The 12,594-nt window shown below is 34.4% G+C and carries 16 protein-coding genes, 1 pseudogene and 1 riboswitch; of the genes and pseudogenes, 14 read left to right on the forward strand and 3 right to left on the reverse strand.

The genetic code is table 11. The features are described 5' to 3' along the window. The first annotated feature begins 376 nt into the window (after positions 1–376). Positions 377–658, forward strand: coding sequence for an aspartyl-phosphate phosphatase Spo0E family protein (locus BCER98_RS05740; RefSeq protein ID WP_011984137.1), 282 nt, complete (start codon positions 377–379; stop codon positions 656–658). A 29-nt stretch (positions 659–687) separates the two neighbouring features. Here the strand turns inward: BCER98_RS05740 and BCER98_RS05745 are convergent, their stop codons facing one another. Beyond that, complete coding sequence (locus BCER98_RS05745; RefSeq protein WP_011984138.1) at positions 688–2,184, reverse strand: DUF3149 domain-containing protein; 1,497 nt, start codon at positions 2,182–2,184, stop codon at positions 688–690. A 197-nt stretch (positions 2,185–2,381) separates the two neighbouring features. On the opposite strand from BCER98_RS05745, the gene BCER98_RS05750 reads away from it, so the two are divergent. The 8 genes from BCER98_RS05750 (at position 2,382) to queF (ending at position 8,334) form a co-directional block, all read left to right on the forward strand. Beyond that, positions 2,382–2,825, forward strand: a complete 444-nt coding sequence (locus tag BCER98_RS05750; RefSeq protein WP_041809554.1) for a MarR family winged helix-turn-helix transcriptional regulator — start codon at positions 2,382–2,384, stop codon at positions 2,823–2,825. Between the two features lie 277 nt (positions 2,826–3,102). Continuing rightward, positions 3,103–4,797, forward strand: coding sequence for a M3 family oligoendopeptidase (locus tag BCER98_RS05755; protein WP_011984140.1), 1,695 nt, complete (start codon positions 3,103–3,105; stop codon positions 4,795–4,797). 142 nt (positions 4,798–4,939) lie between these two features. Beyond that, complete coding sequence (locus BCER98_RS05760; RefSeq protein ID WP_011984141.1) at positions 4,940–5,467, forward strand: DinB family protein; 528 nt, start codon at positions 4,940–4,942, stop codon at positions 5,465–5,467. Between the two features lie 115 nt (positions 5,468–5,582). Further along, entirely contained in the window at positions 5,583–5,699 is a 117-nt protein-coding gene (locus tag BCER98_RS22910) for a DUF6254 family protein (RefSeq protein WP_011984142.1), read from the forward strand. Between the two features lie 111 nt (positions 5,700–5,810). Next, positions 5,811–5,854, forward strand: a riboswitch (PreQ1 riboswitch). Between the two features lie 93 nt (positions 5,855–5,947). After that, on the forward strand, positions 5,948–6,610 hold the full coding sequence (gene queC / locus BCER98_RS05770; RefSeq protein WP_011984143.1) for a 7-cyano-7-deazaguanine synthase QueC: 663 nt from the start codon (positions 5,948–5,950) through the stop codon (positions 6,608–6,610). Next, positions 6,610–7,104, forward strand: a complete 495-nt coding sequence (queD, locus tag BCER98_RS05775; RefSeq protein WP_011984144.1) for a 6-carboxytetrahydropterin synthase QueD — start codon at positions 6,610–6,612, stop codon at positions 7,102–7,104. Before queC ends, queD begins: the two co-directional genes overlap by 1 nt. Next, positions 7,097–7,813 (forward strand): 7-carboxy-7-deazaguanine synthase QueE, encoded by a 717-nt coding sequence (queE, locus tag BCER98_RS05780; protein ID WP_011984145.1) that lies wholly within the window; start codon positions 7,097–7,099, stop codon positions 7,811–7,813. The genes queD and queE overlap by 8 nt, the downstream gene beginning before the upstream one ends. A 23-nt stretch (positions 7,814–7,836) precedes the next feature. Continuing rightward, on the forward strand, positions 7,837–8,334 hold the full coding sequence (queF, locus tag BCER98_RS05785; RefSeq protein ID WP_011984146.1) for a preQ(1) synthase: 498 nt from the start codon (positions 7,837–7,839) through the stop codon (positions 8,332–8,334). Positions 8,335–8,381: 47 nt separating this feature from the next. Here queF and BCER98_RS05790 read toward each other — a convergent pair whose 3' ends face one another. Further along, entirely contained in the window at positions 8,382–8,567 is a 186-nt protein-coding gene (locus BCER98_RS05790) for a YkvS family protein (protein ID WP_011984147.1), read from the reverse strand. Positions 8,568–8,856: 289 nt separating this feature from the next. Between BCER98_RS05790 and BCER98_RS05795 the strand changes: the two genes are divergently transcribed. Next, positions 8,857–9,459, forward strand: coding sequence for a histidine phosphatase family protein (locus BCER98_RS05795; protein WP_011984148.1), 603 nt, complete (start codon positions 8,857–8,859; stop codon positions 9,457–9,459). A 36-nt stretch (positions 9,460–9,495) separates the two neighbouring features. On the opposite strand, the gene BCER98_RS05800 is transcribed toward BCER98_RS05795, so the two are convergent. Then, positions 9,496–10,074: a GNAT family N-acetyltransferase gene (locus BCER98_RS05800; protein ID WP_011984149.1), complete on the reverse strand. Its 579-nt coding sequence runs from the start codon at positions 10,072–10,074 to the stop codon at positions 9,496–9,498. Between the two features lie 284 nt (positions 10,075–10,358). Between BCER98_RS05800 and BCER98_RS05805 the strand changes: the two genes are divergently transcribed. From BCER98_RS05805 to BCER98_RS05820, 4 genes and pseudogenes are all read left to right on the forward strand, one after another. Beyond that, entirely contained in the window at positions 10,359–10,553 is a 195-nt protein-coding gene (locus BCER98_RS05805) for a hypothetical protein (RefSeq protein WP_011984150.1), read from the forward strand. Positions 10,554–10,577: 24 nt separating this feature from the next. Continuing rightward, complete coding sequence (locus tag BCER98_RS05810) at positions 10,578–10,898, forward strand: hypothetical protein (RefSeq protein WP_011984151.1); 321 nt, start codon at positions 10,578–10,580, stop codon at positions 10,896–10,898. A 522-nt stretch (positions 10,899–11,420) separates the two neighbouring features. Continuing rightward, complete coding sequence (gene nrdI / locus BCER98_RS05815) at positions 11,421–11,780, forward strand: class Ib ribonucleoside-diphosphate reductase assembly flavoprotein NrdI (RefSeq protein ID WP_011984152.1); 360 nt, start codon at positions 11,421–11,423, stop codon at positions 11,778–11,780. Next, positions 11,767–12,465: pseudogene (locus BCER98_RS05820) on the forward strand (ribonucleotide reductase N-terminal alpha domain-containing protein); the annotation flags it as partial. The gene nrdI and the pseudogene BCER98_RS05820, both read left to right, overlap by 14 nt. Between the last annotated feature and the right edge of the window lie 129 nt (positions 12,466–12,594).

Raw genomic sequence — 12,594 nt, forward strand, 5'->3', positions numbered from 1 at the left:
TTTAAAAAGGATATATGTACCTACTACAATCGGTGCGCTTACCTGGAGATAGGAAGAAATAACATCATCATTATGATTTGCTTTTTTATCTAAATTAAACAAAAAATGTCGAAGAAAAATAAGGTAATAACGGAAAAACAACGTTTGTCCACGTATTGTAAAAAAATAATATAAAAAAAATGTCTATTATTGCGAATGTATTTACAAAGATAGAATAATTTGTAATAATTCTCAAGGTGAGGTTAAAGGTTTGTAAATTACAGGGAGAAATTGTTGAAATTTCTGAGTATTCGAACTTGAATATGGATACTGAAAAGCTTATGTGATGAACAGAAAAAATAAGGATGAGAGTATGGGAAGAATAAGGGGGATATGAATGTTTACAGCAAAAAGGAAGTACACAATGGAAAAACTTTCACGTGATATTCATATGAAGCGTGAAGAAATGATTCATTTAGGATTGACATATGGATTAACCAATAAGGAAACAGTTCAAGTGAGCCAAGAATTGGACAAGCTTATTGTGAAGTATCAGCGTTACAAAGAAAAACAATCATCAAGATGGCTATTTTTCACTAAAATACCGATCTTTCAAATTGAATGGGGAGCAAAATCAAATGATTTTTGGAAAATTCTCGTAACCGGTTTTATGAAATAAGTATAATTACCCTCCAAAGAGAAGGATAATTATACTGAATCTAGCGGAAACTCTATTTGCACAGTTGTTCCTTGAGCCTCTTTACTTTTGATTAGAATACGACCACCGTACATTTCTATAATTCGTTTGCATATAACAAGTCCAAGACCTGTTCCAGTATCTTTACTAGTAAAGAACGGATGAAAGAGGTGTTTTTGAATATGTTTTGGGATTCCTTTTCCTGTGTCAATAATGTGTAATTGCGCATGATCTTGATTGCTGGTTATGATGATTGTTAATGTATCACCAGATGACATAGCTTCAATTGCATTTTTTGTAATATTTAAAATCACTTGTTTCATATGATCTTTTGAGCAGCGTATGTAAACAGGATGATCAGGTAAATACAAAGTAAATGTAATGTTATATAGGTTTGCCTCTGATCGAATAATTAATGAAACTTCTTGCATGATATCTCGTATATCATATTTGTCTTCGATAATCGCCGTCGGTTTACCAAGAATGAGAAATTCGCTAACAATCTCATTAATACGTTCGATTTCTTGTTCAATCACTGAAAAATAGAATTGGTCTTGTTCTAGTGTATATTTCTCTTTCAATAAAGCAACAAGGCCTTTAATTCCAGTTAGCGGGTTGCGAATTTCATGAGCTGTACTAGCTGCAAAAGTTCCAACTAACTCAATCTTTTGCATTTCATTTTGTTGGCGTTCTAAACGTGCTTGTCGCTTTAATAGCATATTTTGAATTAATAAAAATAAAATGGTCATTAAAAATAATGTGACAAGACATTCTACAATAACCATTTGATATAAAGCTTTTGTATGGATAGGTAATGGAGCAACAGATACTTTCCAATTTACTTTTTGGAGTGGAGTAGAAAGTATATTCGTATGCTGTTCGTTTTGTTCGTTATTATGATCCTTCAGGAAGACTACATCATATTGATCAGTTATCTCAAAATGATATTGCGGTTTAATAGCATTTAAAGTATCTGATATATAATCGAAACGCAAACTGGCTAGTAATAGACCAGAAGTTTTCGCATGTTTTGTGAGAATGGGGGTAGCAATCATAATTGCTTGATGGCCAAGTACATGATCTGTAATCACAGATGATACAGTTGTTTTTTTGGATTGAAAAGCTTCCTTAATATAAAAACAATCTGAAACATTGACAGGAGCTGTTAGTCCTTCTGAGGCAACAGTTATGACTCCATCGGAATTTGTATAATATAGACCAGAAAACCGTTCGTCGTTCGTATCTGTCTCATGAAGCACTTGCTTAATACCGTTTCTGTTTCCTGTTTCTGTGCTTACGACCATAGCGAGCATTTCGAGGGCAGAAATCGCTTCGCCGATATGATGATCGAGATAATCCCTATATACAAATAAGACCGTATGAGTAGCTTGTTTATTTTCTTCTTTCATTTGATAAGTATGGTACGAATAAAATGTTACACCAATTCCGATTGTGGGTAATATAACAAGTAATATATACAAAGTGGTGCCACGGAGTTTCTTACTCAAAGTTGCTACTCCTTCTTTTTTATTATCATTATATATAAACTATGTTAAAATTGTCATGTTTTATTCAGGGAAATTACTGGGATATGTAAAGAAGTAAAAGATGAGTGAGCAATCAGTCAGAAATGAGCAGGATGAATGGGTTATGATGCAGAGTGTCTTTCATTTTTAGAATTTACAAGAAAGGTTGGAAAAATGTAATGTCGAATGATATACGAGAAGAAATTTCGCAATCTTTAAAGATATTTATTGCGTTATCACGTGTGCAACGCTCAATTATGGATACAACAAATAAGTATATACAAGGTAATGGATTAAATCCAACTGAATTTGCTGTGCTAGAATTGTTATACCATAAAGGAAGTCAACCTCTTCAACAAATTGGAGAGCGTATATTAATTGCTAGTGGTAGTATTACATATGTTGTAGATAAGTTAGAAAAAAAGGGGCTTGTGAAGCGAACTCCTTGCCCGAATGACAGACGTGTTATATATGCGGAACTTACGGAAGACGGAACAATGCTAATTGATTCTATTTTTCCGAATCACGAAAGGCTTATACATCAATCTTTTGAAATGTTAACAAAAGAAGAAAAGGCAGAGTTGTTAACTTTATTGAAAAAGATTGGGAAATATGAAAAGTGATATGTGATCAAAAAAGTTTTTGATAAAGTGATACTTTAATTAATGGGGATTCTCCATCCTCCCACCAATCGGGCTATTACTGCCCTAAAATAGCGGGAAAAATGATCTAAAGTTTTTTGTTCAGTCATTTTTTATAGGAAAAAAAGTGACTGAAAATGTTTCGTTTTTAAAACAAATCGTTATGTTCTGGCGAATTTTGTTGGAAAATAACAGGAGAAAGGGGAAGGGAAATAGAACTATAAACAGATACATATAATTGAAAGGAGGCATATTTTCTATGTCATTTAAAGAGTATGAATATAAACGTCCGGATATAGAAGAGTTCCAAACAAACTTTACTGCAGCTTTAGAACGATTTGAAAAGGCAAAAACAGTAGAAGAACAAAAAGAAGCTATTGGGTTTATTAATCGGATTCGCAATGATTTTGGGACAATGAGCACTCTTTGTTCGATTCGTCACTCGATAGATACAACAGATACTTTCTATAAAGAAGAACAAGATTTTTTTGATGAATATGAGCCAGTGGCACAAGGGTATGTAACAAAGTATTATAAAGCATTGTTAAGTTCTCCATTTCGTGCAGAATTAGAGGACTACTATGGAAATCAATTATTTTCGTTAGCAGAATGTGACGTAAAAACATATTCAGATGAAGTTGTGAAAGACTTACAAATCGAAAATAAATTATCTTCGCAATATACACAGTTGTTAGCTAGTGCAAAAATTCCATTTCAAGGAGAAGAAAGAACGCTATCACAACTGATTCCTTTTATGCAAGGAAATGAAAGAGATACGCGGAAACAAGCAAGTGAAGTATACTATGGTTTCTTAGCAGAACATGAAGAAGCGCTAGATCGTATTTATGATGAACTTGTGAAAGTAAGAACGAAGATTGCCAAAGCGCTAGGCTTTAAAAACTTTGTCGAACTTGGATATGCGAGAATGTACCGTACAGATTATAATGCGGAAATGGTTGCAAGTTATCGGAAACAAGTATTAGATTATATCGTCCCAGTTGCAACGGAACTTCGAAATAGACAGAAAACAAGAATTGGTGTAGAGAAATTAGCATATTATGATGAAAACTTTGAATTTGCAACAGGCAATCCGACTCCGAAAGGGGATGCGAATTGGATTATCAATCATGGAAAGACGATGTATCAAGAGTTATCAAAAGAAACGGATGAATTTTTCCATTTCATGCTAGATAATGATTTGTTAGATTTAGTTGCGAAAAAAGGAAAAGCTGGCGGTGGGTATTGTACATATATTGAAAATTATAAGGCCCCGTTCATTTTCTCAAACTTTAATGGAACGTCTGGAGATATTGACGTATTAACACATGAAGCTGGTCATGCATTTCAAGTATATGAAAGCCGCAAATATGAAATTCCAGAATATAATTGGCCGACATATGAAGCATGTGAGATTCATTCCATGAGTATGGAATTTTTCACATGGCCATGGATGAAGTTATTCTTTGAAGAAGATACAGACAAATATTACTTCTCTCATTTAAGCTCAGCATTATTATTTTTACCATACGGTGTGTCTGTTGATGAATTCCAGCACTATGTATATGAAAACCCAGAAGCATCACCAGCAGAACGAAAGGCAGCATGGCGGAATATAGAAAAGAAATATTTACCTCATCGTGATTATGAAAATAATGATTATTTAGAGCGCGGTGGATTCTGGCAACGCCAAGGACATATTTATAATGCACCTTTTTATTATATTGACTACACATTGGCTCAAATTTGTGCGCTCCAATTTTGGAAACGCGCAAGGGAGAATAGACAAGAAGCATGGGCCGATTATGTGAATCTTTGCCAACAAGGTGGAAGTCAGTCATTTTTACAATTAGTAGAAACTGCAAATTTAACATCTCCGTTTGCAGAAGGGTGTGTACAAGGAGTTATTAAAGACATTCACGCGTGGTTACATGCAGTAGAGGACACAAAATTGTAAAAAACATATGCTGTTTTCGTTCTGTTTCTCATCGACACAATTATAAAATAATGAGATAATAAAAGAAAATTCAGATTTATTAAAAGGAGGTGTTTCTACATGAAGAAGCACCTCTTTTCACCAAAAAAGAGGGGGGAAATATATGATTCAATCGAATATAAGTTTGGAGACATTGCTGCAATCATTACAAGCAACAAGACATGCATTATTATCAGAAGTTGAAACGTTAAATGATACAGACGTAAACATAAGACCACGGCGTGATAAATGGAGTATCATTCAAATTATGCATCATTTACATTTAGTGGAACAGTCTATTACATCGGCGCTTGTATATGCACTGCAGAAAAGAGAAGGAAAATTCGTTCCATTTAAAGACCTCCAGTTAACACTTGATCGAACGTATAAACGCGAAGCTCCTCAACAAATGCAACCTACAGAGACACTTATGAAAAAACAACACGGAATTCAATTGCTAGAACACTCAAGGCAAGAGCTCCTTCATACGCTCCATAGTATTATAGATGAAAAAGAACTATGCCAAAATTCATTAAAACACTCGATTTTTCAAGAACTTAGTTTGTATCAATGGATTCAATTTCTTGATTTACATGAACAAAGACACCTTACCCAATTAAAAGAGGCAAAACATGCTATTTTACAAAGATAGTTACCTTTTTATATGAAAGAAAGTGAGTGAGCGATTGACTCACTTTTTTTATTAGGGTGAAAGAATTTTTCTGATCATACTTGGAATAATACAAGGATAGAAAGGAGCTGAAAATATGTCCAAAAAGAAGAAAGAAAAAGAGCGTGCTTGGAAAGCAAGGAAAGAAAATCAAAAGCCACATGGAAAAGTAAAAGCTTTTGCAGAACTTGTAAGTGAAACGGAAAAAACGTGATGGATTATCATCACGTTTTTTTAAAGGATAAAAAAATTAGATATTTCCTTGATTCTGCACCGTATGATACAATATGTTTTGTCAATGAAAGAAGAAATTCCATGTTATAACATGGGAGAGGTTCGCGAACTCCCTCTATAAAAAACTATGAGAACAACAATATCTTAAGGTATTGTTTTGTTTTTTTATTATGATAGTTCAAGAACGTTCTTTCTTCTTATTTATAATAGAGAAGGAGAATGAGTAAAATGAAAAAAGAGAAAGCAGTTGTTGTTTTTAGTGGTGGTCAAGATAGTACAACTTGTTTATTTTGGGCTATGCAACAGTTTGCAGAAGTAGAGGCTGTAACGTTCAACTATAATCAACGTCATAAATTAGAAATTGAATGTGCAGCAAATATTGCAAAGGAATTAGGAATTAAGCATACAGTACTAGATATGAGCCTTTTAAATCAACTTGCTCCCAATGCTTTAACAAGAACAGATATCGATATTACGCATGAAGAAGGTGAATTACCATCTACCTTTGTTGAGGGACGAAATTTACTGTTCTTATCATTTGCAGCTGTTTTAGCGAAACAAGTAGGAGCACGTCATATTGTAACTGGCGTGTGCGAAACAGATTTTAGTGGCTATCCTGATTGCCGTGATGCATTTGTAAAGTCATTAAATGTTACCTTAAATTTATCTATGGATTATCCGTTTGTCATTCATACTCCGCTTATGTGGATTGATAAGGCGGACACATGGAAGCTATCAGATGAATTAGGTGCATTTGATTTTGTGAGAGAAAAGACTTTAACGTGTTATAACGGAATCATTGGCGATGGATGCGGTGAATGTCCAGCATGTCAACTTCGCAAAGCAGGTTTAGATACGTACCTACAAGAACGTGAAGGAGCGAAGGCATAATGGAACAAAGTTTTTTTGGGTTTCGTGTTGTAGAAAACTTACAAAAAATAGATAAGGATATTCAGCGTCAGCAATTAAAATATCATAATAAACGCGTAATGGTCAGTAAGGAATTTACATTCGATGCAGCTCATCATTTGCACTGCTATGATGGGAAATGTAAAAACTTACATGGGCACACTTATAAAGTTGTCTTTGGAATTAGTGGATATGTAAATGAAATTGGTATTGCCATTGACTTTGGAGATATAAAAGAAATTTGGAAAAATGAAATTGAAATTTATTTAGATCATCGTTACTTAAACGAAACATTACCAGCGATGAATACGACTGCGGAAAATATGGTCGTTTGGATTTATGAGAAAATGGCAGAGGCATTAACAAAGGGAGGCCGAGCAGAAGAGTATAAAGGAGCTCGAGTTGAATTTGTTCGTCTGTTTGAAACGCCGACAAGTTATACAGAAGTAAGACGGGAGTGGATGCTCGATGAGTAAAATCCCCGTTTTAGAAATATTCGGTCCAACCATTCAAGGAGAAGGAATGGTTGTGGGGCAAAAAACGATGTTTATTCGTACAGCGGGATGTGATTATAGTTGCGCATGGTGTGATTCTGCTTTTACTTGGGATGGATCGGCGAAAGATCAGATTCGACAAATGACCCCAGAAGAAATTTGGAAGGAACTTATTGAGATTGGTGGAGAAAACTTTTCGCATGTAACAATTTCAGGTGGAAATCCAGTGTTACTGAAACATATGAAAGAACTTTTAGAGAGATTAAAAGAGAATAACATTCGGACCGCCATTGAAACGCAAGGGAGTAAATGGCAAGAATGGCTTTTGGACATAGATGAAATTACAATTTCACCGAAACCACCAAGTTCAAAAATGAAAACAAATTTTACGATGTTAGACTTAGTAGTAGAAAGATTAGTAGATAAAAATATGAGTTTAAAAGTAGTTATATTTGATGATGATGACTTTGAATATGCAAAGAACGTTCATGAACGTTATCCTCATGTACCTTTTTTCCTACAGGTTGGAAACGATGATACAAAAACAGCAGAGGACGCAGTGTTAATTCCTAAATTATTACAGAAATATGAATGGTTAATTGAAAAGGCAGTTCATAGTAAAGAAATGAATGATGTAAAAGTATTACCTCAGCTTCATGCCTTAGTATGGGGAAATAAGCGAGGCGTATAAGTGAATAGAAGGGATGTTTAAAGATGGCAGGAAGATTAGATGAAGATTTAAAAGATGTAACGTTGCTTGGAAATCAAAATACAAAATATTTATTTGAATATAGCCCGGAAATTTTAGAGACTTTTGATAATAATCATCCAAATCGTGATTATTTTGTGAAATTCAATTGCCCTGAATTTACAAGTCTATGTCCCAAAACAGGACAACCAGATTTTGCAACCATTTATATTAGTTACATTCCTGAGAAAAAAATGGTGGAAAGTAAATCGTTAAAGTTATACTTATTTAGTTTCCGTAACCATGGTGATTTTCATGAGGATTGTATGAATGTGATTATGAATGATTTAATAGAATTAATGGATCCGCGTTATATCGAAGTGTGGGGGAAATTTACGCCACGCGGTGGTATTTCAATCGATCCATATTGCAACTATGGGCGCCCAGGTACGAAGTATGAGAAAATGGCAGAGTATCGCATGATGAATCATGATTTATATCCGGAAACAGTAGATAACCGTTGATGAGAAAGGATCTGTACGTTGTGTACAGATCCTTTTTATCTAGGAAGTTATGCATATTGATTGATTACAGTATAATTTTTATGGTTTACAACTGTAAGAGGTTCCACATCTAATTCTCTAAAGTTCTCCATAATTGTTATATCAACAATAACGGAATTTTTATTTACTTTTTGAACACGTCCGTGCATACCGTCTTTAAATTCGATAATATCTCCAGCCTTTGCGATTTCCATGAACAACTCTCCTTATTACAGTTTTAACAAAAAATAAATTTTTTTCTAGTTTCTTCTATTTTGAACTATATTTCTTGGTTTGTAAATGCTTCCAAAGGGAGAGTTTGAAAAATATTCATTTTTCATAAGAAATTTGTAAAGATATGTTGAAAGGAAGAAAGGAGATAAAATTGTGATTCAGTTACTATGTATGTAAGAGTATGTCTTTCTGCTTTTTCATGGTATGATGACAATAAGAAATCCGTGTATAATCATATGGGCGATAAGCGGTGAATGAGGAGGGAAGAGAATGCGAATTTCTTTTATTCGTCACGGTCGCTTGAATCATTGTGTAAATCCAATGACAGTTACTGAGTTTCATGAATGGATGCAATGCTATGATATAGAGGAGATGAGAGTAGAGGAAAGCATACCACGTGAAACGATTGAAGCGATTGAATCTTCCAAGTTAGTTGTGACAAGTAATCAAAAACGTGCTGTGCAATCAGCAGCAGAGTTAACAAATTCTTTATCTTTTATCCAAAATAAACTTTTTCGAGAAGTAGAGGTACCATCTTATTTTTTTGCTCCCAAATGGATAAAATGTAAACCAGAAATATGGACAATGGTAGGGCGTACATTATGGATTATAGGTTACTCTAAAGGGGTTGAATCTTATCGAGAGGCACGGGAGAGAGCAAAGCAAGCTGCTGATACACTTATTGGTTATGCCCTTGTCTATAACCATATTGTCCTTGTAGGACACAGTTATTTTAATACAATGATTGGTACGGAATTACGTACGAGAGGTTGGGTTGGGCCACCTATCTTTCATAGGAAACCGTGGGGATGTACAGAATATACATTTCACGAAGCTTTAAACGGAACGAAACTAAAAACGAATTTAACATAAAAGCACACGATTCAAACGGTGAATCGCGTGCTTTTGTTATGAAACGAAAGTCTTTTTTAAGAGCGGTTTTACTAAGTGAGCATATGGCTCACCTACAAGCATGACAGTCTTGTCTTCTTCGTAGCCAAGCTTTTTATATAAAGAGAAAGCTCTTATGTTTTCTAAATTTACAAGTAACGCAATTTTTTCATACCCTTTGTCCAATCCGTCATTTTCAACCGTTTTAATTAATTGGGAGCCAATTCCTCGTCCGCTATATTTGCTTGAAACAGATAATGTATCGATATAATACTCATCTAATTCTGCTTCTTTTTCTAACGTAATGGTTGAATCTTGGTGTAGCTTTTGCAGGTGTTTTACAATTGGAGCATCGAGCTGCTTTGCATGACTTCCGTGGTAAGCAACGATAATTCCAACTACTTTCCCATCTAATTCTTCAACGAAACAGTTTTCATAGCTCAACCGATTACCTGTTTTGGAAAACCAATTTTCAAGGCCTTTTAATACTTCTGTTTTCTCTTTTGCACCGGTGAGTTTCTCAGCAATTTCATGCAGAGCATTATACAATAGCGGAGCGATTGCTCGTGCATCTGTTTTTTTTGCTTTCCGAATCATAGTATCCCTCCTAATTGTTAACCTTATTGTAACATAAAATCAAATTGGAGCTACTCTATATCCATAATAGAGAAAGCTTTTTAAAGAAGCTATAATAAGGCTGAACAGTAAAATAAGGTGAATCATTTGTTTAGTTAGTAAGAAACATAGAGATTCCCTCACCTTAGGCTTATAAGTAGGTAGCCGTGTTCGATGACTCAATGATCCTTCTTTCCGAATTAAGATAAAATTACCGTTGTCGACTGGTACAAGATAAGATAGAATATTGCAGAGAGGTGAAATACATGGATAAACAATTAGCAAATACAATTTTAGATCAACTGAAAAATGGTGAGATAAAAGAGTATGTTGTAACAAAAGATGTATTTTATACGTTTCGTGAAGTTTTAGTAAACCGAGAAGATTTTAAACATTTTATTGGAAATGCACAGCGCGGTGGGCAGGTTATTTATACATATACGGAAACCCCACGTTCATAATAAGAGATAAAGGAGAGGCGATTTATGGGAGAGTTTAAACAAGGAGCTTTGCCACATTGGGACTATATGTGGAAAGATGAAGCTGGGAGAAGGCTTGTTGGCATGGTTATGTTTCCTGAGAGACGAAAGCATATGAAAGAGATCGTGGAAAGAATAAAAGTTGCCTATGAGCAAGGGAATAAAATTAAAATGACAGTAAAAGTACAACATACTTATCAACATGTTGAAGGAACTGTTGTATATTTTGATGAAGAGGCACCAGTATTTACGATTCAAGATAAAGAAGAAAATTTTCATCACATTTTTATAAAAGATGTTTCAAAGTTAAATATTATCAATGAATAACAAAGTTTTGTATATATAATGCACTTGTTTTACAATCCAGTCGCACGAATCAATATATGGATGTGCGTTTCTAATTGTCTTTTATCATTCAAATGATATTTTTATTATGTAACAAAATGAGTATATGTATTTAGAGAGTCGTATTTCTGATTTGTACAATATAGATAATGTGTAACCGGTTTCGAACAGATTACAACATACAGTCTGTTCTTTTTTGTGTGTGCTGGAGAAAAGGATTTCTTCAGCATTTCCCGTTTTTTACAAAAATGATTCTTAACATTTTTGTAAAAATGGTTAAATTCATTGACAACTTTTTTGAAAAGCACTTTATTGACATGAGTTTTAGAATGTTGTTTCATAGTCATTGTATTAAAAAAAACGACTGTTTATGTCGAAAAGTAAAAGTTAAAAAAAGAAAGAATTTATACATACATCTTGTGTCTTGTTTTAAAACGTAATACAATATATAGGGACATCGAGAATCGGCAGCGAGATATAAAAGGAAGAAAGGGAGGGTCGGAGATGTTAATTGCATATGATTCTATGACAGGGAACGTGAAGCGTTTCATCAACAAATTAAATATGCTGGCCGTTCAAATTAGTGAGGATTTAGTAATAGATGAAGAGTTTGTACTTATTACGTATACAACAGGTTTTGGAAATGTGCCAGAACGTGTTTTAGAATTTTTAGAACGCAATAATGCAAATTTAAAAGGCGTATCTGCAAGTGGCAATCGCAACTGGGGAGATATGTTTGGAGCGAGTGCAGATAAAATTTCAATGAAATACGAAGTACCTATTGTATCAAAATTTGAGTTATCTGGAACAAATAAGGATGTAGAATATTTTAAGGAAAGGGTGCGGGAGATTGCGACACATTGAACTGAATAATGAAATCACGCAAATGCAAGATGGTTTCTATCAGCTTCATAAAGATAAAGAAGCACTGGAAGTCTTTATGGAAGAAGCGAGAGCAAATACCATTCATTTTGATAGCGTGGCAGAACGAATAAAGTATATGATTGAACATGATTATTATTACAATGTTTTGGACGAGTATAAGTTGGAGGAAATAGAAGCAGTATACGATATTGCGTACGGAGAAAACTTTAAGTTCCAATCTTATATGGCAGCATCTAAGTTTTATAAAGATTATGCGCTCAAAACAAATGATCAAAAGCAATATTTAGAAAGCTATGAAGATCGTGTAGCAATTGTATCCTTATATTTGGGACGCGGTGATGTGAAAAAGGCAAAACAATTTGCGAGCATGATTGTTAAACAAAACTACCAACCAGCGACACCAACCTTTTTAAATGCCGGCAGAAGCAGAAGAGGAGAAATGGTGTCTTGTTTCTTGTTAGAGATGGATGATAGTTTAAATTCGATTGGATTTAATATTAATACGGCGATGCAGCTATCAAAAATCGGTGGCGGAGTAGCCTTGAACTTATCTAAGCTGCGTGCACGTGGTGAACAAATTAAAGGTATCGAGAACGCAGCAAGCGGTGTTGTACCAGTTATGAAATTACTTGAAGATTCGTTTTCATATGCGAATCAGTTGGGTTAACTTATGGCTCAACTATAAAACCGGGTCAATTGCTGGAACGCCTGAGTATATCGAGGTAGGATACTACGAAGAAATTACGTAGCGCCCCCTAAAAAACCAAGATTGCAGGAAATCAGCAGCCGAGCT

The sequence above is a fragment of the Bacillus cytotoxicus NVH 391-98 genome (genome assembly GCF_000017425.1).
GTDB lineage: Bacteria > Bacillota > Bacilli > Bacillales > Bacillaceae_G > Bacillus_A > Bacillus_A cytotoxicus.

What these genes read in the sequence shown, in the direction of transcription:
- BCER98_RS05740 (WP_011984137.1), top strand. Translation starts at nt 377, where the DNA reads ATGTTTACAGCAAAAAGGAAGTACACAATGGAAAAACTTTCACGTGAT.
- BCER98_RS05750 (WP_041809554.1), top strand. Translation starts at nt 2,382, where the DNA reads ATGTCGAATGATATACGAGAAGAAATTTCGCAATCTTTAAAGATATTT.
- BCER98_RS05755 (WP_011984140.1), top strand. Translation starts at nt 3,103, where the DNA reads ATGTCATTTAAAGAGTATGAATATAAACGTCCGGATATAGAAGAGTTC.
- BCER98_RS05760 (WP_011984141.1), top strand. Translation starts at nt 4,940, where the DNA reads ATGATTCAATCGAATATAAGTTTGGAGACATTGCTGCAATCATTACAA.
- BCER98_RS22910 (WP_011984142.1), top strand. Translation starts at nt 5,583, where the DNA reads ATGTCCAAAAAGAAGAAAGAAAAAGAGCGTGCTTGGAAAGCAAGGAAA.
- queC (WP_011984143.1), top strand. Translation starts at nt 5,948, where the DNA reads ATGAAAAAAGAGAAAGCAGTTGTTGTTTTTAGTGGTGGTCAAGATAGT.
- queD (WP_011984144.1), top strand. Translation starts at nt 6,610, where the DNA reads ATGGAACAAAGTTTTTTTGGGTTTCGTGTTGTAGAAAACTTACAAAAA.
- queE (WP_011984145.1), top strand. Translation starts at nt 7,097, where the DNA reads ATGAGTAAAATCCCCGTTTTAGAAATATTCGGTCCAACCATTCAAGGA.
- queF (WP_011984146.1), top strand. Translation starts at nt 7,837, where the DNA reads ATGGCAGGAAGATTAGATGAAGATTTAAAAGATGTAACGTTGCTTGGA.
- BCER98_RS05790 (WP_011984147.1), bottom strand. Translation starts at nt 8,567, where the DNA reads ATGGAAATCGCAAAGGCTGGAGATATTATCGAATTTAAAGACGGTATG.
- BCER98_RS05795 (WP_011984148.1), top strand. Translation starts at nt 8,857, where the DNA reads ATGCGAATTTCTTTTATTCGTCACGGTCGCTTGAATCATTGTGTAAAT.
- BCER98_RS05800 (WP_011984149.1), bottom strand. Translation starts at nt 10,074, where the DNA reads ATGATTCGGAAAGCAAAAAAAACAGATGCACGAGCAATCGCTCCGCTA.
- BCER98_RS05805 (WP_011984150.1), top strand. Translation starts at nt 10,359, where the DNA reads ATGGATAAACAATTAGCAAATACAATTTTAGATCAACTGAAAAATGGT.
- BCER98_RS05810 (WP_011984151.1), top strand. Translation starts at nt 10,578, where the DNA reads ATGGGAGAGTTTAAACAAGGAGCTTTGCCACATTGGGACTATATGTGG.
- nrdI (WP_011984152.1), top strand. Translation starts at nt 11,421, where the DNA reads ATGTTAATTGCATATGATTCTATGACAGGGAACGTGAAGCGTTTCATC.